This window comes from Arthrobacter sp. P1_B11, assembly GCF_056406715.1.
In genome coordinates this window covers 53980-77343 of record NZ_JBFTZQ010000011.1, presented here as the reverse complement: position 1 = coordinate 77343, position 23364 = coordinate 53980, and the positions used below count along the sequence as shown (strand labels likewise).

General features: G+C 65.8%; 16 protein-coding genes. 5 read left to right on the top strand and 11 right to left on the bottom strand.

The window, feature by feature from the left end; all coding sequences use genetic code 11:
* Positions 1 to 7: 7 nt before the first annotated feature.
* The gene (locus AC1D14_RS11530) at positions 8 to 3481 is read right to left on the bottom strand and encodes an Ig-like domain-containing protein (RefSeq protein ID WP_476968519.1); all 3474 of its coding nucleotides are present in this window, start codon (positions 3479 to 3481) and stop codon (positions 8 to 10) included.
* Between the two features lie 628 nt (positions 3482 to 4109).
* On the opposite strand from AC1D14_RS11530, the gene AC1D14_RS11525 reads away from it, so the two are divergent.
* Both AC1D14_RS11525 and AC1D14_RS11520 read left to right on the top strand, forming a co-directional pair.
* Positions 4110 to 4961: a fumarylacetoacetate hydrolase family protein gene (locus tag AC1D14_RS11525; protein ID WP_230117391.1), complete on the top strand. Its 852-nt coding sequence runs from the start codon at positions 4110 to 4112 to the stop codon at positions 4959 to 4961.
* Between the two features lie 51 nt (positions 4962 to 5012).
* Positions 5013 to 6638 (top strand): FAD-dependent monooxygenase, encoded by a 1626-nt coding sequence (locus AC1D14_RS11520; RefSeq protein WP_476968546.1) that lies wholly within the window; start codon positions 5013 to 5015, stop codon positions 6636 to 6638.
* A gap of 181 nt (positions 6639 to 6819) precedes the next feature.
* On the opposite strand, the gene AC1D14_RS11515 is transcribed toward AC1D14_RS11520, so the two are convergent.
* From AC1D14_RS11515 to AC1D14_RS11500, 4 genes are all read right to left on the bottom strand, one after another.
* Positions 6820 to 7971 carry a flavin reductase gene (locus AC1D14_RS11515; protein WP_476968518.1) on the bottom strand — a complete coding sequence of 384 codons (1152 nt, stop codon included), beginning with the start codon at positions 7969 to 7971 and terminating at the stop codon, positions 6820 to 6822.
* Entirely contained in the window at positions 7968 to 9434 is a 1467-nt protein-coding gene (locus tag AC1D14_RS11510) for an MmgE/PrpD family protein (protein WP_476968517.1), read from the bottom strand. Before AC1D14_RS11510 ends, AC1D14_RS11515 begins: the two co-directional genes overlap by 4 nt.
* Positions 9435 to 9442: 8 nt before the next feature.
* Entirely contained in the window at positions 9443 to 10951 is a 1509-nt protein-coding gene (locus AC1D14_RS11505) for a 4-hydroxyphenylacetate 3-hydroxylase N-terminal domain-containing protein (protein ID WP_476968516.1), read from the bottom strand.
* Between the two features lie 133 nt (positions 10952 to 11084).
* Positions 11085 to 12170, bottom strand: a complete 1086-nt coding sequence (locus tag AC1D14_RS11500) for a zinc-binding dehydrogenase (protein ID WP_476968515.1) — start codon at positions 12168 to 12170, stop codon at positions 11085 to 11087.
* Between the two features lie 197 nt (positions 12171 to 12367).
* Between AC1D14_RS11500 and AC1D14_RS11495 the strand changes: the two genes are divergently transcribed.
* Complete coding sequence (locus tag AC1D14_RS11495; RefSeq protein ID WP_476968514.1) at positions 12368 to 13459, top strand: Zn-dependent alcohol dehydrogenase; 1092 nt, start codon at positions 12368 to 12370, stop codon at positions 13457 to 13459.
* A gap of 103 nt (positions 13460 to 13562) precedes the next feature.
* Here AC1D14_RS11495 and AC1D14_RS11490 read toward each other — a convergent pair whose 3' ends face one another.
* Both AC1D14_RS11490 and AC1D14_RS11485 read right to left on the bottom strand, forming a co-directional pair.
* Positions 13563 to 15059, bottom strand: a complete 1497-nt coding sequence (locus AC1D14_RS11490) for a carboxylesterase family protein (protein ID WP_230117398.1) — start codon at positions 15057 to 15059, stop codon at positions 13563 to 13565.
* A complete protein-coding gene (locus tag AC1D14_RS11485; RefSeq protein ID WP_476881683.1) occupies positions 15056 to 17047 on the bottom strand; it encodes a flavin-containing monooxygenase in 1992 nt (663 codons plus the stop codon). The genes AC1D14_RS11490 and AC1D14_RS11485 overlap by 4 nt, the downstream gene beginning before the upstream one ends.
* A 221-nt stretch (positions 17048 to 17268) precedes the next feature.
* Between AC1D14_RS11485 and AC1D14_RS11480 the strand changes: the two genes are divergently transcribed.
* Positions 17269 to 17976, top strand: coding sequence for a GntR family transcriptional regulator (locus tag AC1D14_RS11480; RefSeq protein WP_230117400.1), 708 nt, complete (start codon positions 17269 to 17271; stop codon positions 17974 to 17976).
* Between the two features lie 110 nt (positions 17977 to 18086).
* Here the strand turns inward: AC1D14_RS11480 and AC1D14_RS11475 are convergent, their stop codons facing one another.
* From AC1D14_RS11475 to AC1D14_RS11460, 4 genes are read right to left on the bottom strand one after another with little or no spacing between them, the layout of a single operon-like run.
* Positions 18087 to 18893, bottom strand: coding sequence for an ABC transporter ATP-binding protein (locus AC1D14_RS11475; protein ID WP_476968513.1), 807 nt, complete (start codon positions 18891 to 18893; stop codon positions 18087 to 18089).
* 35 nt (positions 18894 to 18928) lie between these two features.
* Positions 18929 to 19780 carry an ABC transporter permease gene (locus tag AC1D14_RS11470; RefSeq protein WP_476968512.1) on the bottom strand — a complete coding sequence of 284 codons (852 nt, stop codon included), beginning with the start codon at positions 19778 to 19780 and terminating at the stop codon, positions 18929 to 18931.
* Positions 19773 to 20552 (bottom strand): ABC transporter permease, encoded by a 780-nt coding sequence (locus tag AC1D14_RS11465; RefSeq protein ID WP_476881679.1) that lies wholly within the window; start codon positions 20550 to 20552, stop codon positions 19773 to 19775. The genes AC1D14_RS11470 and AC1D14_RS11465 overlap by 8 nt, the downstream gene beginning before the upstream one ends.
* Before the next feature lie 37 nt (positions 20553 to 20589).
* Positions 20590 to 21603 (bottom strand): ABC transporter substrate-binding protein, encoded by a 1014-nt coding sequence (locus AC1D14_RS11460; protein WP_476875884.1) that lies wholly within the window; start codon positions 21601 to 21603, stop codon positions 20590 to 20592.
* A 137-nt stretch (positions 21604 to 21740) separates the two neighbouring features.
* On the opposite strand from AC1D14_RS11460, the gene AC1D14_RS11455 reads away from it, so the two are divergent.
* Complete coding sequence (locus tag AC1D14_RS11455) at positions 21741 to 23246, top strand: aldehyde dehydrogenase family protein (RefSeq protein WP_476875883.1); 1506 nt, start codon at positions 21741 to 21743, stop codon at positions 23244 to 23246.
* Positions 23247 to 23364 lie beyond the last annotated feature (118 nt).

The following is a 23364-nucleotide window of genomic DNA, read 5'->3' as shown; positions in this document are numbered from 1 at the left end:
CTTCACGCTATCCGCTAATTACTCCTGTCCGCGCCTTCCAGACCAGCCGGCCGCCGCGGAAATCCGATTCCCGGCCGCCAAGAACGGAGTACTCGTCTGTGACTGGATAGCCGAGCCGGCCTTTCTCCCAGCCCAGCGCCGCCCACTTGGCCCGGATCGCGCCGTGGACCTCATGCGAGCCGGTCTTCGGCGACCAGTAGATCGAAGCCCCACCCGAACCGGAGAAGTGGGTATACCGCCCCACCCGGTCCGGGGTGCCCATTTCGTCAGTCAGCGGATAACCGAGCGGGCCCTTCTCCCAGCCCATCGCCGCCCACTTGGTCCGTATCGCTCCGTGAACCTCATGCGAGCCGGTCTTCGGCGACCAGTAGATCGAAGCACCACCCGAACCTGAGAAGTGGCTGTACCGCCCCACCCGGTCCGGAGTGCCTTTCTCGTCACTGGTTGGATAGCCGAGCGGCCCTTTTTCCCAGCCCAGGGCCGCCCATTTGGTCCGGATCCCCCCGTGGACCTCATGCGCGCCGGTCTTGGGCGACCAGTAGATCGAGGCCCCACCCGAACCGGAGAAGTGGCTGTACTGTCCCGCCCCATCCGCAGTGCCCGTCACGTCGGTGGTCGGATAGCCGAGCAGGCCTTTCTCCGAGCCCAGCGACGCCCACAAGGCCCGGATGGCACCGTGCACCTCATGCGCACCGGTCTTCGGCGACCAGTAGATCGAGGTCCCGCCCGAACCGGAGAAGTTGCTGTACCGCCCCACCCCATCCGGCGTGACCGTCACGTCGGTGGTCGGGAAGCCGAACATGCCCGTGGCGCCGCCCGCGGCCTTGTAGCTGGTGTAGATCGCTGTATGGACCTCATGCGCACCAGTCGCCGGTGACCAGCAGATCACCCCGCTGACAAAGTCCTGGCACTTGCCATCCGCAACGGCGTACTGTCCGGTGAGCGCGCGCCCGAGGGACGACGCGGGGCGGCCAGCACTGATCTGTTGTGCCTTGACGGCGATTGGGTCGTCGGTGCCGTTGCCGGTGAGCATCACCTTCAGCGCGCCTTGGCCGTCATCGGTGGTGATCAGATAGAAGGTGTCCTGTGTGCCGGCCTGCCCGAGGGCCGTCGGCGTGAAGGTCACGCTCTGGAACGCGGATTCACCTGGCGGAATGGTGAGGCCCTCGGAGATGGGCGCGGTCGTCGAGAAGTCGCCCTGCGGCGCCTTCGCCTTGGTGATCACCATCGGGATATTGCCGGTGTTGAGGATGGTGAAGTCCGCCGTGGCCGATGTTCCGACGGGGACGTCACCGAAGTCCAGCGAGGGCGGCATCTCCAGATGCGCCGTGCCGGACACGGCGGTCGCGGTCAGCGGCACGGTCACGGAACCGCGGTCGCTGACGATGACCAGCGAGTCGGCCACCGGGTCCGCCGTCGTGGGGCTGAAGGTCACAGACACCGGAACCGACGCGAGGGGTTGGATCTGCTGGCCCGCTACCGGCAGCGTGGTCGGGTCGACGCTAAGCTCCGCGTTGGCCGGCAGGGTGACGCCGGTGATCTCGACGACGGTCGCACCGCTGTTGACGATGTTGACAGTTTGCTGGCTGCTCGTCAGGGTCGGCACGTCAGTGAACAGGAGCGCGGCGGGGGTGGCGCCCAGGCCGTCTCGTGTGCCGACGCCGTGGATGCCCAGGAGCACGGTCTCGCCGTCGGCCGTCGTGACGGCCAGCGTCCCGTCAGCCTGCCCGGGAGCTGTCGGCGAAAAGGTCACCGGGACGGTCAGGCTATCGCCACTCTGCAGGGTGCCGGTCAGGCTGCTCGAAGCTCCGATCCCGAACGGCGCCCCTGTTGTGACGGAGCTGAGCGTCACCGCCCGGGTGGCGGTGATCGTGACATTGCCGGTCTGGGTGGCGCCCACTTCGGCTGCGCCCAGGTCGGTGTCCGCCGCGCCCACGGCTGCAGTTGTCGGGGCGCCGAAGCCATGCACGTGGCCGTCGCGGGTGCCGACGTACACCCGACCGTTGTCAGTGGCCACCGAGGAGAACTTGGCGGCTGTGCCTAACGGGGCACTGAACACCTGTTGGAGGGACCCGGTGGTGTCAGGGAGGGCGCGGTAGGCCCGCAGTTCCGCATTGACCCCGGTTGCTCCGGTGGAGTAGACCGCCCAGACAAGGGCGGAGGACCCGTCCGTGCCGGAAGAGGTCACCGCTGGCGCGCCGGAGGTGTACCCGAATGTGCCTGCGGACGTCCCGACGGAGGCGAGCAGGATCCCGCCCGTGCTGGTCGGCACAAGCTTGAACGCGCGCAGAAAACCCCTGTTCTCGACGGTGTAGAGATACCCGCCGTCGGCCGTCCCGAGAAACGCGGGCCGTCCCCACACCCCGTTGTACGGTCCGGCTGCGTCGAGGACTGCGTCGGTTCCGCCCGGCCCCTGCGCCATGCCGCCCAGATTGTCCCGGTCCAGCAGGTAGACGTGCCCGTCCTTGCCGACCTGTGCCAGCAGGTGCGGGTGCTCGGCCGTGCCATAGCCGTCAGGGATGGCAACCGGGGCCCCGGAACCCAGGTCGGCGTCGCTCTGGTCCAGCTTGAGGTTGTTGGCGGGGCTGAAGAAGTCGGTTGGGCTCAGGTTGCCGTCACTTCCAACCTGGACTCTGACCACCGATTCCGCCAGGGTGCTGGGAGGAATGTTGCCCGGGCCAGCCTTCGGGGAGATGCCGTTCCCGGTGGCGAACAGGATTTGACCGGGGCCGTCGGATACCAGCCCTCCGCCGGACTGCCAGATTCCGCCCTCCGCGTTGGCGTTCCCTGATTCCGTGGCCCACATCGTTGTCTGCCGTCCGCTGGTGGACACCCCGATGACGTAGCCGACGAAGGGGGTGTAGTCGCAGTGGCTGGCGAAGCCCGCGTACACCACCCCGTCCATAAGCAGCAGTCCGGGCCGCTGCATGGCGGTCATCGCATTGAAGGGGCGGGTCGGATCGTTGGTGGGGGCGCCGCTGATGAGGACGGGGAACCCGGGCCTCTCCGCCCCGGTCACCTGGTCGAGGGAGTGCATGTACCAGTGCGGGAGTTGCGGGCTGGCTCCGTCGTTCGTCTTCGCCAGAAGGAAGACGCTGTTTGTTTCCGGGTCGAACACCGGAGTGGAGGTGATTCCAATGTTGGGCGTGAGGTCACCGCAGCTGACGGTCGACGCCGGCCAGGCCGGCCCGAGGGAACGCTGCCACTTCGTCTCCCCTGTGACACTGTCCAGCCCGTAAACGGCATTGTTTTCCGTCGCGGCAATCACGGTGCCGCCGACAACGAGTGGCTGGGCGTAGACCTGTCCGTCCACCGCAGTGGAGAACAGCTTGCCGAAGTTCGAGGACGAGACGGACGACGGCGAGAGCGTGCTCTCGGTGCTATCCCACCCGGTCCGAAGCGTGTCGCGGCCAATCGTGCCGACGTCCGCGGCGGCGATTCCGCTGACGGACAGGCCGGCGAATGCAAGGGCTGCCGACACAAGAGCACTCCACGCGCGTCGGCGTTGCAGCGGCAAAGAGCGCCGCGAGCGTCCTTCTCCCTTGGCGGCGTCGTTAAACATTGCCGGCCCCGTATGAGGAACCGTGGCCGCCGAAGCGCCTGGAGGACACCTTTGTAGCCGAGGCGCGAGTCAACGCCCCAGTTTCCCGTTGATCGCGCATGTTTGAGACCTGCTTCAGACCGTCGTTGGACTTGGCGCCGTGTCCGGTGCAGTTAAGTGCATCGGGCCCGGTAGTCCTGAGCGGGGCTCCCAAACCACCAACTTCAGGACCATCCCACTGTCAGCGTCGCGCCCTAGGAAAAAATGGGAGTCGACCCGCAAAAAGCTCATTCCCACCCCCTAAGAAGGGGGTTGATGCGTCGCAACCTGGTCCGCCGGAGGTGATCGCGTTGGCTGCCGGCCGTATTGCCAGCGGTATCACCGTGGCGAAGCTCGCCGCCGGGCCCTGCTACTAGGGATTCCACCCACGGCCTAGCCATAATGCGTAAAACCAAGATAATGTATTCCTTGTTTAAGGATGCACATTCCGCCTGCCCGGCACAGCCGCCGACAGGGAGGGACTGCATCACCTCCCCGGCGCGCCGCCGCCGCGAAAGGAACCACCATCATGAACTACGCAAGCTTCGTATCCCCAGACGGCTCCCCCACCTGGGGCATCATCGCCGACGGACGGGCCTACGATCTCGGCCCCAGCGGAGCCAACCTTGCCCGCACACTCCGCGCCGCCGTCGAGCAGGGCATTTTCGGCACCGTCGGTGAAGAGTTCCGCAGCGCCCCGTCCCGCGAGGAGGCGGACATCGAGTTCCTCCCCGCCGTCACGGATCCCGGCAAGGTCATCTGCATCGGCGTGAACTACCGCAGCCACCAGGAAGAGTCCGGCAAGACGGAGCAGAAGGCCCCCACCATCTTCACCCGCTTCGCCGACTCCCAGATGGGCCACCTGCAGCCGGCCCAGATGCCTGCCACAACCACCAAGTTCGACTACGAAGGCGAAATGGCCCTGGTCATCGGCAAGGATGCGTTCCACGTCGCCGAAGACGACGCCTTTGACTACGTTGCCGGCTATGCCGCCTACAACGACCTCAGCGTCCGCGACTGGCAGCTCGCGGCCTCCCAGTGGATCCCCGGCAAGAACTTCCCCGGCACCGGCGGCTTCGGCCCCTACCTCGTCCCGGCTGCCGACCTGGGCGACGTCAACGCACTCACCCTGGAAACCCGGGTCAACGGCGACATCCGCCAGAAGGCCTCCGTGGCCGATCTGTACTTCACCATTCCGCAGCTGATCGCCTACGTCACCGGCTTCACCAAGCTCTCCGCCGGCGATGTGATCGTCACCGGCACCCCCGGCGGCGTGGGCCTGTTCATGGAACCGTCCGGGCTGCTCTCGGAAGGGGACGTGGTCGAGGTGGAAATCACCGGCCTGGGCACCCTGAAAAACACGGTGGAACTCGTCTCCTGACCTGCCCGGCTCCCCCGACTGCACTCCTCAAGGAACGGAACTTTGATCGGCATGGACAAAATCATCGAAACAGACGTGGTTGTCATCGGGGCAGGCCCCATCGGCCTGGCCGCGGCGAACCTGCTGGCGGACCAGGGCGTCAAAGTGATGCTCGTTGAACGCCATGCCGGGACAAGCGACGAACCGCGGGCCATCAGCGCAACCGACGAGACGCTGCGGGTCATGCAGCAGATCGGCATTCTGGACCGGCTGGCGCCAGAGATGCTCATGGACACGGGCGCCCGCTACTTCGGCCGGAAGGAACAGCTGCTGGCGGAGGTCTACCCGGCGAGCCCTCGGCTGGGCCAGCCCGGCAAATCGCAGTTCGACCAGCCCGTGATGGAATCACTGCTCCTGGAGGCCGCCCGGGCCCGTCCGCTGATCGACGTCCGCTTCAACACTGAGGCGTTCCGCATCACGGACGGCCCCGAGCACGCGGACACGGTGCTGATCGACGACGACGGCAAGCACACCGTCCGCTCCAAATGGGTGCTGGCGTGCGACGGCGGCCGCAGCCCGGTCCGATCCCAGCTCGGCATCCCGATGGAAGGTTCCACCCAGGTCCAGAAGTGGATCGTGGTGGACATCATCAACACCCCGGGCCAACCGGAACGGTTTTCCGAGTTCCACTGCAACGGGACACGTCCCGTCGTGGTGGTCCCCGGAGTTCACGGCCGCCGCCGCTACGAGTTCATGCTCCTCCCCGGTGAGGAGGCCGCGGCGGTGACCGCTCCGGAGGCCATCATCAGGCTGATCGCGCCGTTCCAGACGATCGTCGCGGCGGACATCCGCCGCGCTGCCGTCTACGTTGCCCACCAGCGCGTGGCCCTGAACTACCGCGTGGGGCACGTGCTCCTCGCGGGGGACGCAGCCCACATGATGCCCCCGTTCGCCGGCCAGGCCCTGAACGCCGGCATCCGTGACGTCGCCAACCTCGCCTGGAAAATCGCCGCCACCGTCCAGGGCACCGGAACCGAGGCACTGGTGAACACCTACCAGGCCGAGCGGCGCCCGCACGCGGTGGACATGGTGCGCCTTTCCCACCGGATCGGCACAGTGGTGATGAACGTCAACCCCGCGCTCACCGCCATCCGCGACGCCGCCATCACCGCGTCCGGCATCGTTCCGGCCGCCAAGGCATGGCTCGCGGGCATGAAGTTCCTCAAGCAGCCGCACTTCACCGACGGCTGTGTGGCGGCCCCGGGCGCCGGTGTCCCGAAGGCAGCGGCCGCGCTGGTGGGCCGCTCGCTGTCCCAGCCGCAGGTCACACTGCCCACCGGCGACGCCGTCCCGCTGGACACCGTCCTCGGTACGGGGTGGGCACTGCTGCATTTCCCCTCTGACGGCGGCCCAGCCATTGAAGTCCGGCGCTTGGGCACTGAAGGGGACGGCACTGAAGGGAACGACGACGGCGGCTCTCCCCTTGCGCTGTGCGTCACCACCGCAGTCACCGACACCAGCGGTGCATTCAAGGCTGTTGCCGGCAGCGGCGTAGCCCTCGTTGTGCGGCCCGACCGCTACGTCGCAGCAGCCACCACCCCGGACACCGAGCAGGCGGCCTTTGACGCGCTGGCCGCCTATGTGCCGGAGCTGAACCTCCTGCGGCACGCCGAATCAGCCGCGCCTGCTACACGCTGACAAATACGGGAACAAGGGAGCGGGGAGGCTAGGTGGCCTCCCCGCTCTTTTGCTGTCCCAGGCTGTTCCTGTACAAAGTGCGCTCGGTACAGAACATCGGCTACAGAACGACGGCGGGGCCGCACCCGCCGGGATCGGAATCCCTGGGTGCGGCCCCGCCGTCGGGCTTTGAATCTGCTGCTTACACCTCGCCGCCGTGGCGTTCAATCACGTCGCTGGCCAACTGCTTGCCGAAGGACGTGTGCAGGCGGAGCGCTTCCGCCGCCCGCTCGTAGTCGTGGTCCTTCAGCGCCGCCGTGAGCTCGACGATGTGGCTGTGGTCCATCTTCCGGGCCCACTCCTCGCTGTTGAGGGCCTCGCGCCAGACCGTGCCGATTCCGAGGCGGCGGAAGGCGTCGGTGAGCTGGGCGGAGCCCGCCACGCTGACCAGGCGGTTGTGGTACTTCGCGTTGGTCTTGAGGAACTTGTCCAGGGCTTCCTGGCCGCCTTGGCGCAGCAGTGCGAGCTCGTCGGTGAGCCGGCTCAATTCCGCGATGTCCTCGTCCGTGAACTTCCCGAAGTGGCTGGCGAGGACGCCGAGTTCGATAGTGAGGCGGCCGTCGTAGACACTGTCCGTCAGCTGGCGGGTGATGGGCGCGGGCAGGAATTCGCCCCTGTCCCCGCGGATGACCAGGGATTCGGCCGTCAACTTAACCAGGGCGTTGTGGACGTTGTGCGGATCGGACTTGGCCTGTTCAGCGATCTCCACCGGATCCAGTGCCTGGTGCAGCGGGGTGCGCCGGCCCAGCACCCAGTCACGCACGGCGTCGTAGGCCGCGAGCTCCTTGACCCGTTCCAGTCGACCGAAGGCGCCGCGGAAGTACGCCAGCGGCTCCCCTGCGGTGGCCTTGGCATCCGTAACCTGGCCAAGGAACACGGTGTGCGTGCCACCGGTGGGGGTTTCCGCAACCCGGCAGACGATGGTGGCAAGGGCGCCGTCCAGCATGGGAACGCCCTCGGCCGACATGGTGACCGAGACGCCGTCGAACTTATCTCCGCCCTTGCGGCCGAACTTCATGGCGAGGTCGCTCTGGTCCTCGGCCAGGATGTTGATGCCGAACACTCCGGCCTTCAGCACGGCGTCGTGCGTGGAGCTGGAGCGGTTAAGGCAGGCGAGCATCATGGGAGGCTCCATGGACAGCGACGACACGGCCGACGCCGTCGTTCCGTACAGCTCGCCGTCCACAACCGTGGTGATCACCGTGACGCCGCTGGCGAAATGGCCCACGACGTGACGGAAAGCGGCGGGATCGACGGTGATCTCCGCGGTGGGTGCAACCTGGGGTGTATTCATTTCATCCTCCTGGGATTTAGTGCTGAAAAGTCGGGTGTGAAGAGTTTGATGAGGGGCGCCAGGCTGTCCAGGTCCTCAAGGTGCTGGACGAGCCGGACCGCTTCCTCGGCATTCCTGCGCGGGGTCCTGCCGCCGAACTCGGCGTTGGCGTAGTACTTGTCCAGGATCTCCGCCTCGCTCATCGGGCTGGCGTAGATGTCCCCCTTGGGCACGTCCGTCCTGGTCCTGAGCACGGAACCGTCCCGGAGCCGCAGCTCCACTTCGGCGGTGAGCGATTCCGCCGGCGGCAGCGAATCAACCAGCCGGATCTTGTCCAGCAGCCGCAGCAGCCGCGGATCCTGCATATGCTCCAGCGTGAGGTGTTCCGGCCGGACCGTCCTGTACATCAGGGCCGTGGCGGCCGTGAAGCGGATGCTGAAGGCACCGGAAACCTCCGGGCATTCCCCGATCACGAACGGCTGGCCCACGAAACCCTTCAGGGTCCGGGGGGTCACATGGATGAGGATCTCCTCGATCTCATCCTCGTTGAGCCGGTTCTCGGTGGCCAGCCGCACGCAGGCGTCCAGTGAGGGGTGGCTGGCCCGGCACGAGGACCACGGCTTGATCACACAGTCTGCATAGAAGGCCCGGCCGAGCCCGCGGGTCACCTTCTCGGGTGCCGGTGACGAGCAGTACATGTCCAGGAACCCGTGCGGACCCGCGATGGCGTCCGCCGGCCCGGTGAACCCGGCCTGCGCCAGCTCCGCGGACACAATGGAGTTGCGGGCGGCGAAGGCTATGGGCAGTTTGAACGCGAGGGTCTGGTCGAAGATGTTGGCCACGGTTCCGGACAGTTGGTTCACCGCGATTCCCAGCGCGTTCCGGACCTGGTCCGCGTCCAGCCCCATCAGTTTGGCGGCGACGGCGGTGCCGCCGAGGCCGTTGACGGTGCCGGTGTTGTCCTGGCCGCTGTAGACGTCAAAGCCCGACGCCGCGGCGAGGCGGGAGGTGAGGTCGTCTCCCAGGATCAGTGCGGTGAGCAGGTCCCGGCCCGAGGAGCGCTGCTGCTCGGCGACGGCCAGGGCCACCGGTACCGTGGTCCCGCTGATGTGGGCGGCGGACTGCGTCTGGTCCTCGTATTCGGCACCGATCGGCTCGAAGTCGTAGGACCGCATCATCACGGCGTTGACCATCGCCGCATTGTGCGCCGGGAGGCGGATGCCGTGGACCAGCACCCGTGACTCCGGCGCGCCGCCCCAGCGGCGGGCGAGGTCCAGGACGGCGCCGTTGCCCTGGGCGCGGTGGCCTGCGGCGATGTTGCCCAGCGAGTCGATGATCCGGATCTTGGCCCGGGCCACGGTGCCGGCGTCGAGGGCCTCGAAGCTGGTCTCTGCGACGTGCCGGGCCACTGTGCCCGCCATGTTTTCAGTGCCGTTTTCGAGGCCGTTTCCGCGGCCGGCGGCCTCTGCTATTTGCGCTGTCATGGCGGAACCTAGCCCCGCGCCCCAACGGCGATCCGGTCACTGGCGGACGCGGCAGGAAAGCCGTCGTCCGCAGCGGGGATGCCGTCGATTTCCTCGAACATCGCCTGGTAGGCGCCGGTCTCCCCGGCGGCCTGGGCCTTGCGGTGGTCCAGGGCGCGGGCGCGGCCGATGCTGCCAAGATAGAAACGTTCGTAGAGCTCGATCCGGCTGCCCAGTGCCGAGCCGGCGAAGTCCCAGGCGGTGCGCATGATGCGGGCGCGTTCCTGGGCGCTGATGCCGTTCGCGCCGGGCAGGTACTTCTTCAGCAGCGGGCCCAGGCGCGGATCGTTGAAGGCACCGCCCGTGGGGGTTGCCAGCAGGTTGTGCGAGCCCATGGATTTGATGATTTCGTTGATCCGGATCATCCAGCCGGGCATGATGGCCCGCAGCGAGCTGATGTCGTCATGGCAGAAGAACGCTCCGCCGCCCCAGTCCGAGGCCCGCATTTCCGCGGAGTGGATGGCCGCGCGGGTGAGGCGCAGGTAAGTGTAGATCTCGCCGAGCATCGCGCCGACGTCGGGCTTGTTCTCGGTGCCGGTCACCTTGGCGATCTGCGTGCACAGGTCGTAGGCGAACTCCAGCTTCACGGCGGCGCGGATGGCCGTCTGCTGCTGCGTGTTGCCTGACGCGGTGCCGGCGTTGATGGAGTTGTAGACGTCCAGGTTACCGTCGATGAACACGCGGTCCCAGGGCACCAGGACGTCGTCGAAGATGATGACGGCGTCCTGCTCGTCGAATCGGGCAGAGAACGGCTTGTCCGCTACATCGGCGTCCACGCCGTAGTGGTCCCGGCAGACGGCGACGACGCCCGGCGTGGCCACCGGTATGGCAAAGGAAATGGCGTACTCCTCGAAGCCCTTCTGGATGGGTACTGCGGGGTAGACGTACAGCTCATCGGCGATCGGCCCGAGGGTGGCGAGCATCTTGGCGCCCTTGACGATCAGGCCCTGCTCGGTCCGCTCCACCACGCGCAGGGTGAGTTCCTCGTTCATGCCCTGCAGTTCGCCGACGCTCTTGTCGATCGCGGCATGCACGATGGTGTGGGTCAGCGCGAGGTCCTTTTCGATCACTTCGCGGTGGTAGGCCGCCAGCCGCTGGTGGTACACCGGATCCCCGGAGCGGTCGAAGATGTCCTTGCGGGACACATGCCCGGCCAGGACCACATTGACGTAGTCCGGCGTGCGGCCCAGCATGCCGTTGGAGTACCGGGCCAGGCGGTCGAAAGCGCGATGCCGGAGTGCGATGTCCTCCGCGCTCCTGGGCAGCGAGAGGCTCACATTCATGGCCTCGCCGGTCTCCGGATGGGTGGTCAGGCAGTCCGCCGCGTACTTGTGCTGGTAGTCGAAGTAGCCGGCCATGCCTTCGACGGAACCCTTGAAGGCCGGGTGTTCCAGGACCGAGATGCGTTCCGAGCCCAGCCATACCTCGCGGCCGTCATCCAGGCCCCGCTTGTACTCTGCTCCGGTGCGTGCTGTCACTTTGAACTCCTTCTTGGCTGGCACCAGTGCTGGCACCTGGGAACTTTCACAACATTGTGAGATGAAAATGCATTCTTTGATTGATTTTATATAAAAAGGGTGAACTTGGCAATGCCCTGCTGGCCCGCTCCGGTCAGAACGACGTGATGACGCTGCGGGCGATCGCACCGGACTCCTGCAGGCGGTAGGCGTCATTGATCCCCTCGAGCGGAATTTCCTGGGCCACCAGGTCATCGAGGTTCAGGCGACCCTGCAGGTAGAGCTCGGCGTACATCGGAATGTCCCGGCGGATGTTGCTCGATCCCATGTAGACGCCCTGGATTCGCCGCTGCGAGGCGATGAGTGAGCGCAGCACGTCCACCTCCAGGGGCGCGCCCTGCGGGATGCCGATGAAGTAGGCGCCGCCGCCCACACGGGTCATCTCGATGGCCTGGGCCTGGGTTACCCCCAGTCCGATTGCCTCGAAGGAGTGATGCACCCCGCGGCCACTGATCCCCCGCACCTTCGCCACAGCATCCTCTTCGCTGGAGTTCACCACGTGGGTGGCGCCGAAGCGGGCGGCCAGTTCGAGCTTGGCCGGATGCACATCGACGCCGATGATGGTGGTGGCCCCGGCGATCCTGGCGCCGGACAGGATATTGAGGCCGATGCCGCCCAGCCCGATGACGGCAACAGTGTCGCCGGGCTGGACCTTCGCCGTATTAAGTGCCGCCCCCACACCGGTGATGGCCGCACAGCTGAGCACGGCAGCCTGGGGGAAGGGCAGTTCCTTGGGGATCCGCACCAGGGTGTTGGCGTGGCAGATGGTGTACTCGGCAAAGGCGGCGACGCCAAAGGCGTGCACATCCCCGCCGCCCCTGCGCAGCTTGGACCCGGCAGCGAGCGGCCGGGAGACCTCGCCGGGATTGACACAGCGGTAGCTGTGGCCGGCCAGGCATTCCTCGCAATGCCCGCAGAACTTCACTTCGGAGCCAACCACGTGGTCCCCGACGGCGAGGTCCCGGACGTCAGGACCGACGGCGGCAACGATGCCGGCCATTTCATGTCCAACAACCATGGGAAGCGGGCGCCCGCGGTCGATCGAGGCGACGAGCAGATCCGAATGGCACAAGCCGGCAGCCTTGACCTCCACGAGGACCTCGCGGCCCACCGGATCCCCGATGCTGATCTCTTCCACATCAAAACGGCCGTTAATTTCGTTGATGACTGCAGCTTTCATCGTTGACTCCCTTGTCTGGTGGCGAGCTTGCGTGGTGATGCACTTACGTGATGTGCGTGGACTGCGCCCGTTAAAATGCGACTAATAATCGATAATCTGGTTATTTTGCACTTCACTACCCACTATATTTATATTTGTGGCCTGAGTCACGTCCATGCCGGTCATCCCGGCTCATTCATTGAGGGGAACAAACGGTCATGAAAGCAGCAGTGCTCGACGGCGTAGGTCAGCCGTTCCAAGTCCAGGACATCGACATCGCCGATCCGATGGGCCGTGAGGTGCTTATCGACGTCCGCGCCAGCGGCTTGTGCCATAGCGATATGCATGTGGCCGAGACCAACGTGGGATTCCCCGTGCCCGCATTGCTCGGCCACGAGATCGCCGGGGTGGTGGCCGAAGTAGGCCCGGACGTCACGGAGTTCCGCGTCGGCGACCACGTGGTGTCCTCGCCGATCCACAGCTGCGGCCATTGCCGGGGATGCCTGACCGGCCGGCCCTACCAGTGCCGCCATCCACAGGAAACCCAGCGGACCCCAGGCCAGGGCCCGCGGCTGAGCCGCAACGGCGACGCACTGACTCAGTTCATCGGCGTCGGTGGTTTCGCCGAGCAGGTGCTCGTCCACGAGAATACGGTGGTCTCTGTCAGCAGGGACATCCCGTTCGACCGCGCCGCCCTGCTGGGCTGTGGGGTGGTGACCGGGGCCGGGGCGGCCATCAATTCGGCGCGCATCCGTCCCGGAGATACAGTTGCCGTCATCGGTTGCGGAGGGGTGGGCCTCAACGTCATCCAGGGTGCCGCCCTGGCCGGCGCGCGCAGGATCATCGCAATCGATCTGCAGCCGGGCAAGCTCGAACTCGCCAAGGTCTTCGGTGCCACGGACATCGTCAATGCCGGGGACGGGGACTCCGTGCAGGCCGTCAAGGACCTCTCCGGCGGCGGAGTCACCTGCGCCTTCGAGGTGATCGGCCTGAAACAGACAGCGATGGACGCCGTCGCGATGCTGGACATCGGCGGCACCGCGTTCCTGATCGGTGTCCAGAAACCCGAAACTCGCCTGGAAGTGACTCCCTTCGGCGACCTGATGGGCAAGCAGAAGGGCATCCGTGGCGTGGCCATGGGCTCCACCAACCTCAAGATCGACATCCCCATGTACGCGGAACTGTACTTGCAGGGCCGCTTCAAGCTGGATGAACTGGTCTCCCGGCATATCTCGCTGGACCAGATCAATGAGGGTTACGACCTGCTGCGCGGTGGTTCAGTGGCCCGCTCGGTGATCACCCACTTCTGAGTCCCTCGGATCCGCACAGACCCCTTAACACCAGTGGAGCCGCCCTTTCGGACGGCTCCACTGGTGTTTCCGGCAGTTGCTGTTTCCGGCAGTTGCGGCGGACTTAGCGCCGTGGCCGCAGTTCAGGCTCGACGCCGGCCGCCTCACCGCCGGTTTCGGTCACCGCATACAGTGCCGGGCTCCTCGGATCGAAAGACGGCACGGCGTGGCCTTCGGGCGTCCGCGCCACGCCGTCGGCGACGAAGCCGAGCAGCAGCGCTCGCACGCGGTCCGACACCGAGTCGAAGACGTCCCCGGGGAACCCCTCGAGCATCGGCGCATCCTGCCAGTCCGCGCGGTTCCCGAAGAGGAACGGAAGTTCGAAGCAGTGCGGGGCGCCGGCGCCGTCGAGCCTGCTGCGCACGGAGAACCGCAGCAGCGTGGCCGGGATTCCGGCCCGGTCCGCCTGGCCTGCAAGCTCGGTGGCGGCTAGCCGGAACTGGTGCAGGCTCATGGCCTCCACCAGCTTCGCGTGGTTCGTCGCCCCGGGATGCCGTTCCTCAATGAAAGACAGTGCCTCGGCGGCGGCTTCGAAGTGCGCACCGACGAAGCCGGCAAGCTGTTCCGGTCCGACGGCCTGGACGGGCAGGGCGTACAGGAACGCGGCGGCTTCATCATCGGTGCTGCTCAACAGCAGCGCGTCCACATGCATTGCGGCCGCCGCGGCCTCGAAGTCCATGGCCCATGACGGAACCAGCTCCCCGTCGGCGGCCGGCATCAGGCCCAGTCCCCTGCCCGCATAGGCTTTGGACACCGCCGCCTGGGCGGCCAGGATCTCCCCGGCTGTAGCCGCGGATTCCGGCGAACCGTCCCCCACACCGTCCACGGCGCCGAGGGCGGCGGCGAAAATCTTGGACCGCTCGTCGAACTCCGCGGCATTCAAAGGAGGCTGCCAGGGCAGGCTGAACAGGGCGGTCCGGCTGAACAGTCCGCGCGCCTGCTCGGCGAAACTGAGCACGTAGGCGTACCACGCCCCTGCCGAATGCCCCGCCAGGGTGGTGGCCGAGGGATTGCCGCCGAACGCGGCGATGTTCCGGTGAATCCATGTCAACGCCTGCAGGATGTCCCCGGCGGCAAGGTTGCGCGGACCAAGGTCCGCAGTGCCGCCGGCGCCGTCGAGCAGTCCGAGCGCACCCAGCCGGTAGTTGACGGTGACCACGACGGCGCCGCCCTCCTGGGCGAGCCGGGCGCCGTCGTACCAGCGGACATTCCCGGCGCCGCTGATGAAGGCTCCCCCGGGCAGGAAGACCAGGACCGGGAGGTCCTTCGCACCTTCAGGCGCCCAGATGTCCAGCAGGAAGGAATCCTCGCTCTGCGGCATCCGGGACAGTGCGGGGCCGAGCAACCAGTCCAGGGATCCTGGACCCTGCGGGAACACCGTCGCAGGGGCCTGAGGCCGCTCGGGTGACGGATCACCCAGCGCGGAGAAGCGGTCTGAGGGATCCAGCCGCTCGCCGTACCGGACGCCGCGGACGCAGACGACGCCGTCGTCCGTTTCCGCGACGTACAAGGCCTCCCCGGCGCGGAGCCCCGCCAGCGGTTCCGTTGCAGCGGCGCTCATGCCAGCTGGTTGTAGTCGTCGAGGTTCACGGTGCGGGTGATCTTCCAGAAGTCCAGTACCGGGTGGGGCCAGATCTGGGAGACACGGCCGAACTTGTTCTTGTACCAGGTGTGCACGCTGGGATGGCCCCAGGCCTTGGTGGCGTTGGCCGCATCGAGGCCCGCGACGAACGCGTCAAGGACTTCCTGCTTCAGATCCAGGGCCTTGAGGTCGTTTTCAATGATGAGACGCAGCGACTCGAGGATGTATTCGACGCCGTATTCGATCATCGAGTACAGGCTGCCGTTAACCACGTGGCCGGTGTTGGGGCCGGTGATGATGAACAGGTTCGGGAAGTTCGGAACTGTGAGGCCGGCGAAAGCCTTGGCATCGCCGCCCCAGTAGTCATGCAGGTCGGTGCCGTTGAGGCCGGTGATCTTCAGTGGCTCAAGGAACTGCGAGGCCTGGAAGCCTGTGGCGTAGACGATGATGTCCACCTCGTGGAGCACCCCGTCCTTGGTGACGATGCCCGCCGGGGTCATGCGTTCGATGCCCTCGGTGACCAGCGCGGACTGCGGCTTCTTCAGCGACTCGGCCCAGACGCCGTTGTCCCGGAGCATGCGCTTGCCGCCCACGATGTAGTCCGGGGTGACCTTGGCGATCAGGTCCGGGCGGTCCTGGTACTGCTTGGCCAGAATGTCGGTCAGCCCTTGGCGCCACTTCGCGTTGACGGCGGACACACTGCCAGGCTTGTCCCAGCCCGGTTCCGCCACGGTGGTGTGCTGCCGGCCTTCGACGCCGAGCCAGTGCTGCCAGAACCGCAGCCACTGTCCGTAGTGCGGGAGCTTGCGGACCAGCCACTGGACCGAGTCAGGCATGTCCGCGTAGTAGCCCTGGGTGGGCAGCATCCAGGGTGAGCTGCGCTGGAAGACGGTCAGCGATGAGACCTGGTCCACGATCGCAGGGACAATCTGGTAGGCGCTGGCGCCGGTGCCGATGACGGCCACGCGCTTGCCGGTCACGTCGACGCTGTTGTCCCACTCGGCCGAGTGCATCTGGATGCCGGCAAAGTCCTCGCGTCCCGGAACGTCCGGGTACTTGGGGCGGTCCAGCTGACCGACGGCGGAGAGCACGGCATTGAACTGCCGGCTGACCGGCTGGCCGGCGGCGTCGATGATGTCCACGTTCCACAGTCCTGTGGCCTGGTCGTAGCTGGCGGAAGTGACCTCGGTGTTGAACTCGATCTCACCTAGGATGCCGCCACGCTCGGCGACCTGCCGGGTGTATTCGAAGATCTCCGATCCCTGCGAGAACTGCTGGGGCCAGTCGTCACGCTGGGCGAAGGAGAAACTGTAGGCGTAGTTCGGTGTATCGAGGCGCACACCCGGGTAGGTGTTCTTCCACCAGGTGCCCCCGACGGTGTGCCCCTTCTCGAACACGGTGTAGGGAATCCCGGCCTGTTTCAGCCGGTAGGCAGCCGCCATGCCGGAGACCCCGGAACCGATGACGGCCACGCTGAAGTCCCGCCCCACGGCGATCTCATCGAAGTCCCACGTCGGCTTGCCGCTCTTGCCCTCCACCAGGGCCATGTCATGCATCAGCATGGGGTGGTACTCGGGGTTGGCCGCGTTGGTGATCCAGGTCACGATGTCATCGGCCTGAGCCTCGGTCAGCATCCCGACGCTGGTCAGCTGCTCCTCGCGCACCCGCTTAAGCGCCTCGAATGCGAGTCCGCGGGCCTGTGCCTGCTGTTCCGGGCTCATGCCGCCGTGCGGCTTGCCGACGATCTCCGCCGGCGGCTGTGGGGGACGCAGGTCCTCGCGCAGGATGGAGAAGTCTCCCGTTACTGCCGCAAGCGCCACCATCAGCGCCGGAAGGTCGGAGGTGTCGACGACCTGGCGCAGGAACTGGTCGTCTTCCGTGATGGGCTCGTACCGGTCCCTCCAGTAGAGGTCGTCGACAGAGCACTCCTCGCGGGCTTGGACTGCTTCGGTGGTGGAGTTGGTCACGGCGGTTCTCCTTGGTGGTGACGGAATCTTTACGGGGGCTTCGATGGCACGGCCTGCACATGGAGGCCTTTCCCCAACGACGGCGTTGCGGGAGTCTCGTGCCACCGCGCCCTGACACCTGCTGTGCTTGAGGTCTCTCCGTGGGGCTGCTTCAAGTCTAGTATCGATATTGCATAAGTCAATAAAGAAAACATTATCCTGCGGCGGGTAGAATAATGCACATGTCGAAAAGTATCGAATCTGAGACCCTCAGCACCCAGATCCGGGACTCGCTCCGGGATGACATTCTGGCCGGCCGCTGGGCCGCAGGAGACAAGCTCCAGCTGGTTGCGCTCACTAAGCATTACAAGACCAGCAGTACGGTCATCCGTGAGGCGCTGACGCGTCTCGTGGGGGACCGTCTGGTGACCCTCAAGCCGAACCGTGGCTTCTTCGTGCCGACGCTCTCGCTGGCCGAGATCAAGGACATCAACGAACTGCGCTGTGTCTCGGAGGAGTTCGGGATCGGACTGGCGGTCCAGCGCGGAGATCTGGCGTGGGAATCCGAGCTGATCGCAGCCCACCACACGCTGGAGCGGACCCTTTACCGCGACGAGAGCGGCGAGCTGACGGATGCCTGGAACCACGCCCACCAGGCCTTCCATGCCAAGCTACTCGAGGCCTGCGGTGTCCCTGTGCTGATCGACCTCGCTTCGACACTGTCCGACCTGTCCCAGCTGTACGGCCGCTGGGCGGGCCACGCCACCCGCGCCACGGGCCGCGACATCGCCCAGGAGCACCGGGAAATCCTCGCCGCGGCTTTGGACAGGAATGCCGAGCTTGCCTCCCGGCTCATCCGGAACCACTACGAGACGACGCTGCACGCCATCCTGAAGTCCGCGATCGAGGAGGGCACCGCCGAGAGCGTCCGCGAGAAGGCCAAAGCCTAGCCGCCTAGCTGTACTAGCCCGGGAGCCCAGCCCCAGGCGCAGGCGCAGAAAGCCCTCCGGGATCCCAGTAAGGGAACCCGGAGGGCTTTGTCAGTTGGGCCGCGTCGGGCCTAGTGGTCCCGCAGGCGGTGCAGGATGCGTGCCCGTGCCTCCGCAAAGCGGGGGTCCGCCTTGGTCTCGACCTGGTCGCGGTGGTCACCGAAGCCGGTCTCGATCACGTCCACCACGGTGGCGGGCTTCTCCGCCAAGACGATCACCTTGTCCGCCAGGTACAGCGCTTCATCGATGTCGTGCGTGACCAGGATGATGGTTACGCCCAGGGTCGCCTGGAGGTCGATCACGAGGTCCTCGAGGTCGAACCTGGTCTGGGCGTCCACTGAGGCGAACGGTTCGTCCATCAGCAGGACCTTGGCGTTATAGGCCAGGGCCCGGGCGATGGCCACGCGCTGCTGCATGCCCCCCGACATTTCCCACGGATACTTGTGGCCCTGGCCCGCCAGGCCCACGGCCGCAAGGTTCTTCTCCGCGGTTTCATTCCGTTCTTTTTTGCCCACGCCGCGGCCTTGCAATGGAAAGGCAACATTCTCCAGTGTGGTCATCCAGGGCATGAGCGAGCGGCTGTAGTCCTGGAAGACCACGGCAAGGTCCCGGTGGGGGCCGTTGATGACTTCCCCGCCGACGCTCACGGTGCCGCTCCGGGGTTGGATCAGGCCCGAGAGGCACCGCAGCAGGGTGGTCTTGCCGACGCCGGACGGACCGACGATGGAGACGAATTCCCCGTCGTTTACATCGAGGTTCAGATCGTTCAGGATCTTGTTCTCGGAGTCACCGAAGCCGTAACTCATCGTCAGCCCTTGGACCTGGAGCAGCGGCTTCGTCGCCACCTGCACCTCTTCGGGCGCTGCCTGAATGGCCATGGAAGCTCCTTCAATTTTCTGTTGGATCGGGGGTGTCATTTTGCGCCTGACTTGAAGTACCAGCTCAGGATCCTGCGTTCAAGGACGACGAACAGGAGGGAAAGGATGTATCCGATGACGCCAACGAGCAGCGCGCCCGCCCACGTCTCGGGCACCATGAAGGTCGCGGAGGAATTGAGGATATAAAAACCCAGGCCCTTGTTGGCGGCGAAAAGTTCGCTCACCACCATGACCGTGATTCCGATCGGAAGCGCCACGCGGACGCCGGCCACGATCTGCGGCAGCGCGGCCGGGAGGACCACCTTGCGGAAATGCAGCCCGCGCGGGATCCGGTAGACCCTGGAGAACTTCCGGATGGTCGGTTCGACGCCCAGAACACCGTCAATGGTGTTCAGCAGCACCGGCCACATGCAGGCAAACGCGATCGTGTAGATCTTGGGCCCCTGTCCGATTCCGAACGCGCCGATGATCAGCGGAACCAGCGCGGCCTGGGGAACGGACCGGAAGAAGTGGATGACCGGATCCACAATTTCCCGCAGCCGTTTCGTCTCACCGAGGATCAGTCCCCCGATAATTCCGACGGCCACCGCGATCAGGAGGCCGGCAGCAAGGTTCCCCAGGCTGTAGGCGGCTCCCTCGGCGATCACGCCGTTGAAGAGGTCCCGGCCCAGGCTGGTCAGGATCGACTCGAGGGAAGGGATGAAAACGTTGGTGCTGTCCGCCGACGCGATCCACCAAATGGCGAACACGACGACGATCAGCCACGCCCGTTGCAGTACGTTCAGGGCCATCTGGGCGGGACGGCTGCGCACGCGCTCCGCTTCCGGTCTCCTTGCCCTGGCCTCAGTTTCCGGCTTTGGTGCCGAACGAAGGGCTGTATCAGTCATTGTTCTGCCTGTTCCATTTGAGGATCCGGCCCTCGGCGAAGTTGAGCAGGCTGGCGATACTCCAACCCACCAACCCGGCGAAGAAGAGGTATGCGAACGCCGAATCCCATCGCTGTGCCTGCTGGGCCAGGGTGATCTGCCGGCCGATTCCCGGCGTCTGACTGAGCACCTCGACGCCGACGGCCACGAGGATGGAGATCGAGGCCGAGATCCGGATTCCGGTGGCAATGAAGGGGGTGGCGCTCGGGAGCAGGACCCGGCGGAACCGGAGCAACGCGGGAATCTGGAAGATCCGCACTGTATCCACCACCGCAGATTCCATGCGCCGGGCGCCATAGATTGTCTGCACCAGCACGGGCCAGAGGCAGGACAGGGCGACGACGACGGTCTCCATCTGGGCTGTGGCACCCAGGAGCATGATGACCACCGGCATCAGCGCCAGCACCGGGAAGGAACGCCCGAAGTCGATCAGGATCGACGTCGAGCGGTCCAGCGCGCGGACGGAGCCGATCAGCAGGCCGAGTACCGTTCCAACTGCCACTGCGATTAGCCAACCGCTGACGGCTGCGGTCATGGTCTGCGCCAACGCTGACCAGAACGTTGCCGAGGCCAGCGACGCGCCGATGGAGGACGCAAGGGCGGCGACTCCTGGCGTCATCGAAGGAAGCGTGCCGCTCCAGATGATTACCTGCCAGATGGCCAGGAGTGCAGCCACTGCCAACAGCCGCTGGGTGGTCAAACCCCAGTCCGGCGACTTTGTGCTTGTCTTCATATCGATCTCTCCGTCATGTTCCTGAGCCCGTGCAGCGTTACTTGGTGAAGCGCGGCGCGTCGGCCCAGAGCATGGCCTCGGCGGTCAACGGCTTACTGACGAACCCGAGCTCTTTCATGGCGTCGATGCCGGCCTGTCCGGTCACCAGGTTGATGGAAGTATTAACCGGCACGTAGGACTTGGGATTGACCTTCGCGGCGTCCACCTGCTTGATCCGTGCGGTGATGTCCACGATCGCCTTGACGTTTGCCGGGTCCGCGTAGAACTTAGCTGCCTTGGCCATTGCGTCATTGAACTTCTTGGCCGTACCGGGGTTGCTTTTGAGCCACGCGTCGGTGGCAGCCCAGACGGTGACGGGCATGTTGCCCTGGAATTCGCGCACCGGGCTGGCGATGCTCTTGAAGCCCGCGTCGACGAGTTGGTGGTAGAAGGTATCCGCCGCGAACGCTGCATCAACCGTTCCCTGCTCCAGAGCTGCCTGCATGCCCGCGTAGGGAACGGCGATTTCCGTAATCGACTTGGGGTCGATTCCTGCCGCTGCTGCCGCCTGGAGCATCGGGATGTCGCCACCGGTGTTCACGCCGACGACGGCCACGTTCTTGCCCTTCAGATCAGCGACGGTCTTGATGCCGCTGTCCTTGGGGATCAGTATTCCGGAATTGTCGACGTTGGGATCAACGACGCCGTTTCCGGAGATCACCTTCACCGGCATGCCCTTCGCCGTGGCTGTGGTCATGACGCCCCAGGATGCCGTGGTGATGTCCGCCTGCCCGCTGACGGTCTGGGCCAGGTTGGCCGAGGGATCGGCACCGGGGACGATTTCGACGCTCAGGCCGGCTTCATCGAAGAAGCCCTTTTCCTTGGCGATGTACGCCGTTTCGAACTGGATGGGCGCCACGACCACCTTGATGGACGTCTTGCCTTCCGAGGCGCCGGCGGCACCGCTAGCAGTGCTTGGGGCCCCACAGGCGGCGAGGGACAGCAGGGTAAGACCGGCAACAGCCGGTGTCAGGACTTTCGCCAAAAGTGAGCGGCGTTTGTGCTTTTCCATCCAGAATCTCCTCATTGAGTACTGACGCGAATAAATGCATAATTCCTATAACAATGTATCTTGGACAACGTGATGTGGCAACCATCACAGATTGCATAACCCGATTCCGCAGTAAGCAGCCTCCCGGAAGGAAGCCAATGACGCCCCTTACCCAGACCCTCCCCACCACTGCCCGGCCGGACCTGCTGGGCGGGCCGCTGCGCCTGCTGATCGACGGAGAGTGGGTGGAAGGCGGAGCCGAGCCGCTGTCCATCATCGATCCATCCTGCGGAGAGCACCTCGTGGATTCCGCTTCCGCCAGCGCCGATGACGTGGACCGTGCAGTCCAGGCTGCCCGCCGGGCCTTCGACTCGGGTCCGTGGCCGGCAATGTCGCCGGCGCAGCGGAGCCGTCTGATCTGGAAGCTCGGAGAGGCCATCGACGCCGCCGGTGACGAGCTGGCCCTGCTCGAAACGCTGAACACGGGCAAGCCCCTTGGCATTGCCCGGGCATTCGAAATCGGCGGAGCCGCGGAGTCGTTCCGCTACAACGCCGGCTGGGCGACAAAGCTCAATGGCGAGACGCGCAACGTCTCCCTGCCCGGGGAATGGCACGCCTACACGCTCAGGGAAGCCATCGGCGTCGTGGGTTTGATCGTTCCGTGGAACAGCCCGTTGGCCATCACCGCCGCCAAATTGGCGCCCGCTCTGGCAGCAGGCTGCACCGTGGTGCTCAAGCCCGCGGAACTCACGCCCCTCACAGCGGTCCGGTTGGGTGAACTGGCCCTGGAGGTCGGCTTCCCGCCGGGCGTGCTGAACATTGTCCAGGGCCTCGGCGCCGTCGCCGGCCAGCGGATCGCGGACCACCCGCTCGTGGACAAGATCTCCTTCACCGGATCGACAGCCGTGGGCAAGCACCTGCTGGCCTCCTGCGCGGGGAACCTGAAGCGCGTCTCATTGGAGCTCGGCGGCAAATCCCCTGTGGTCATCTACCCGGACGCGGACCTCGAGCGGGCGATCGACGGGGCGGCGATGAGCATCTTCGGAAACGCCGGCCAGGTGTGCGCTGCGGGCTCCCGCCTGTACGTCCACGAGGCGGTGGCGGATGAGGTGATCGCAGGAATCTCGCAAAGGGCAACGGCGCTGCGGATCGGCGCCGGGACCGACCCGCAGACCCAGATCGGTCCGGTGATTTCCGCCCAGCAGCGCGAAAGGATCCTCGGCTATATCCAGAGCGGCCGCGAGGAGGGCGCGGAGCTGGTCACGGGCGGCGCCGCAGTTCCCGGGGATGGCTTCTTCATCCAGCCCACCATCCTCCGCAACACCACTCATGACATGAGGGTGGTCCGGGAGGAGATCTTCGGGCCCGTGCTCTCTGCGGCAACCTTCCGCGATTCGGACAGTGTTGCAGACATAGTGGCGCGCGCGAATGACACGGTCTATGGACTCTCCTCCACCATCTGGACGAAGGACATTTCCAGGGCCCACCAGTTCGCACGCAGGATCAAGGCGGGCAACGTGCGGGTCAACGCCGCGGGCGGCATGGATGCGAATATGCCGTTCGGCGGGTTCAAGCAGTCCGGCTGGGGCAAGGAGAACGGCCGCGAGGGCGTGGAGGCCTACACCGAGGTCAAGTCCGTCGCGATCAATATCAGCGGCGCCTAGTCGGCAGGCGAAAAAGGGCAGGCGAAAAGGGACAGGCGGAAGAGGCAGGCGGAAGGGGCCGGACGCTGGTTTGTTCAACCAGCGTCCGGCCCCTTTCGCCGTTAAGGGAAAGCCGGGG

What these genes read in the sequence shown, in the direction of transcription:
- AC1D14_RS11525 (WP_230117391.1), top strand. Translation starts at nt 4,110, where the DNA reads ATGAACTACGCAAGCTTCGTATCCCCAGACGGCTCCCCCACCTGGGGC.
- AC1D14_RS11520 (WP_476968546.1), top strand. Translation starts at nt 5,013, where the DNA reads ATGGACAAAATCATCGAAACAGACGTGGTTGTCATCGGGGCAGGCCCC.
- AC1D14_RS11515 (WP_476968518.1), bottom strand. Translation starts at nt 7,971, where the DNA reads ATGAATACACCCCAGGTTGCACCCACCGCGGAGATCACCGTCGATCCC.
- AC1D14_RS11510 (WP_476968517.1), bottom strand. Translation starts at nt 9,434, where the DNA reads ATGACAGCGCAAATAGCAGAGGCCGCCGGCCGCGGAAACGGCCTCGAA.
- AC1D14_RS11500 (WP_476968515.1), bottom strand. Translation starts at nt 12,170, where the DNA reads ATGAAAGCTGCAGTCATCAACGAAATTAACGGCCGTTTTGATGTGGAA.
- AC1D14_RS11495 (WP_476968514.1), top strand. Translation starts at nt 12,368, where the DNA reads ATGAAAGCAGCAGTGCTCGACGGCGTAGGTCAGCCGTTCCAAGTCCAG.
- AC1D14_RS11490 (WP_230117398.1), bottom strand. Translation starts at nt 15,059, where the DNA reads ATGAGCGCCGCTGCAACGGAACCGCTGGCGGGGCTCCGCGCCGGGGAG.
- AC1D14_RS11480 (WP_230117400.1), top strand. Translation starts at nt 17,269, where the DNA reads ATGTCGAAAAGTATCGAATCTGAGACCCTCAGCACCCAGATCCGGGAC.
- AC1D14_RS11475 (WP_476968513.1), bottom strand. Translation starts at nt 18,893, where the DNA reads ATGGCCATTCAGGCAGCGCCCGAAGAGGTGCAGGTGGCGACGAAGCCG.
- AC1D14_RS11470 (WP_476968512.1), bottom strand. Translation starts at nt 19,780, where the DNA reads ATGACTGATACAGCCCTTCGTTCGGCACCAAAGCCGGAAACTGAGGCC.
- AC1D14_RS11465 (WP_476881679.1), bottom strand. Translation starts at nt 20,552, where the DNA reads ATGAAGACAAGCACAAAGTCGCCGGACTGGGGTTTGACCACCCAGCGG.
- AC1D14_RS11460 (WP_476875884.1), bottom strand. Translation starts at nt 21,603, where the DNA reads ATGGAAAAGCACAAACGCCGCTCACTTTTGGCGAAAGTCCTGACACCG.
- AC1D14_RS11455 (WP_476875883.1), top strand. Translation starts at nt 21,741, where the DNA reads ATGACGCCCCTTACCCAGACCCTCCCCACCACTGCCCGGCCGGACCTG.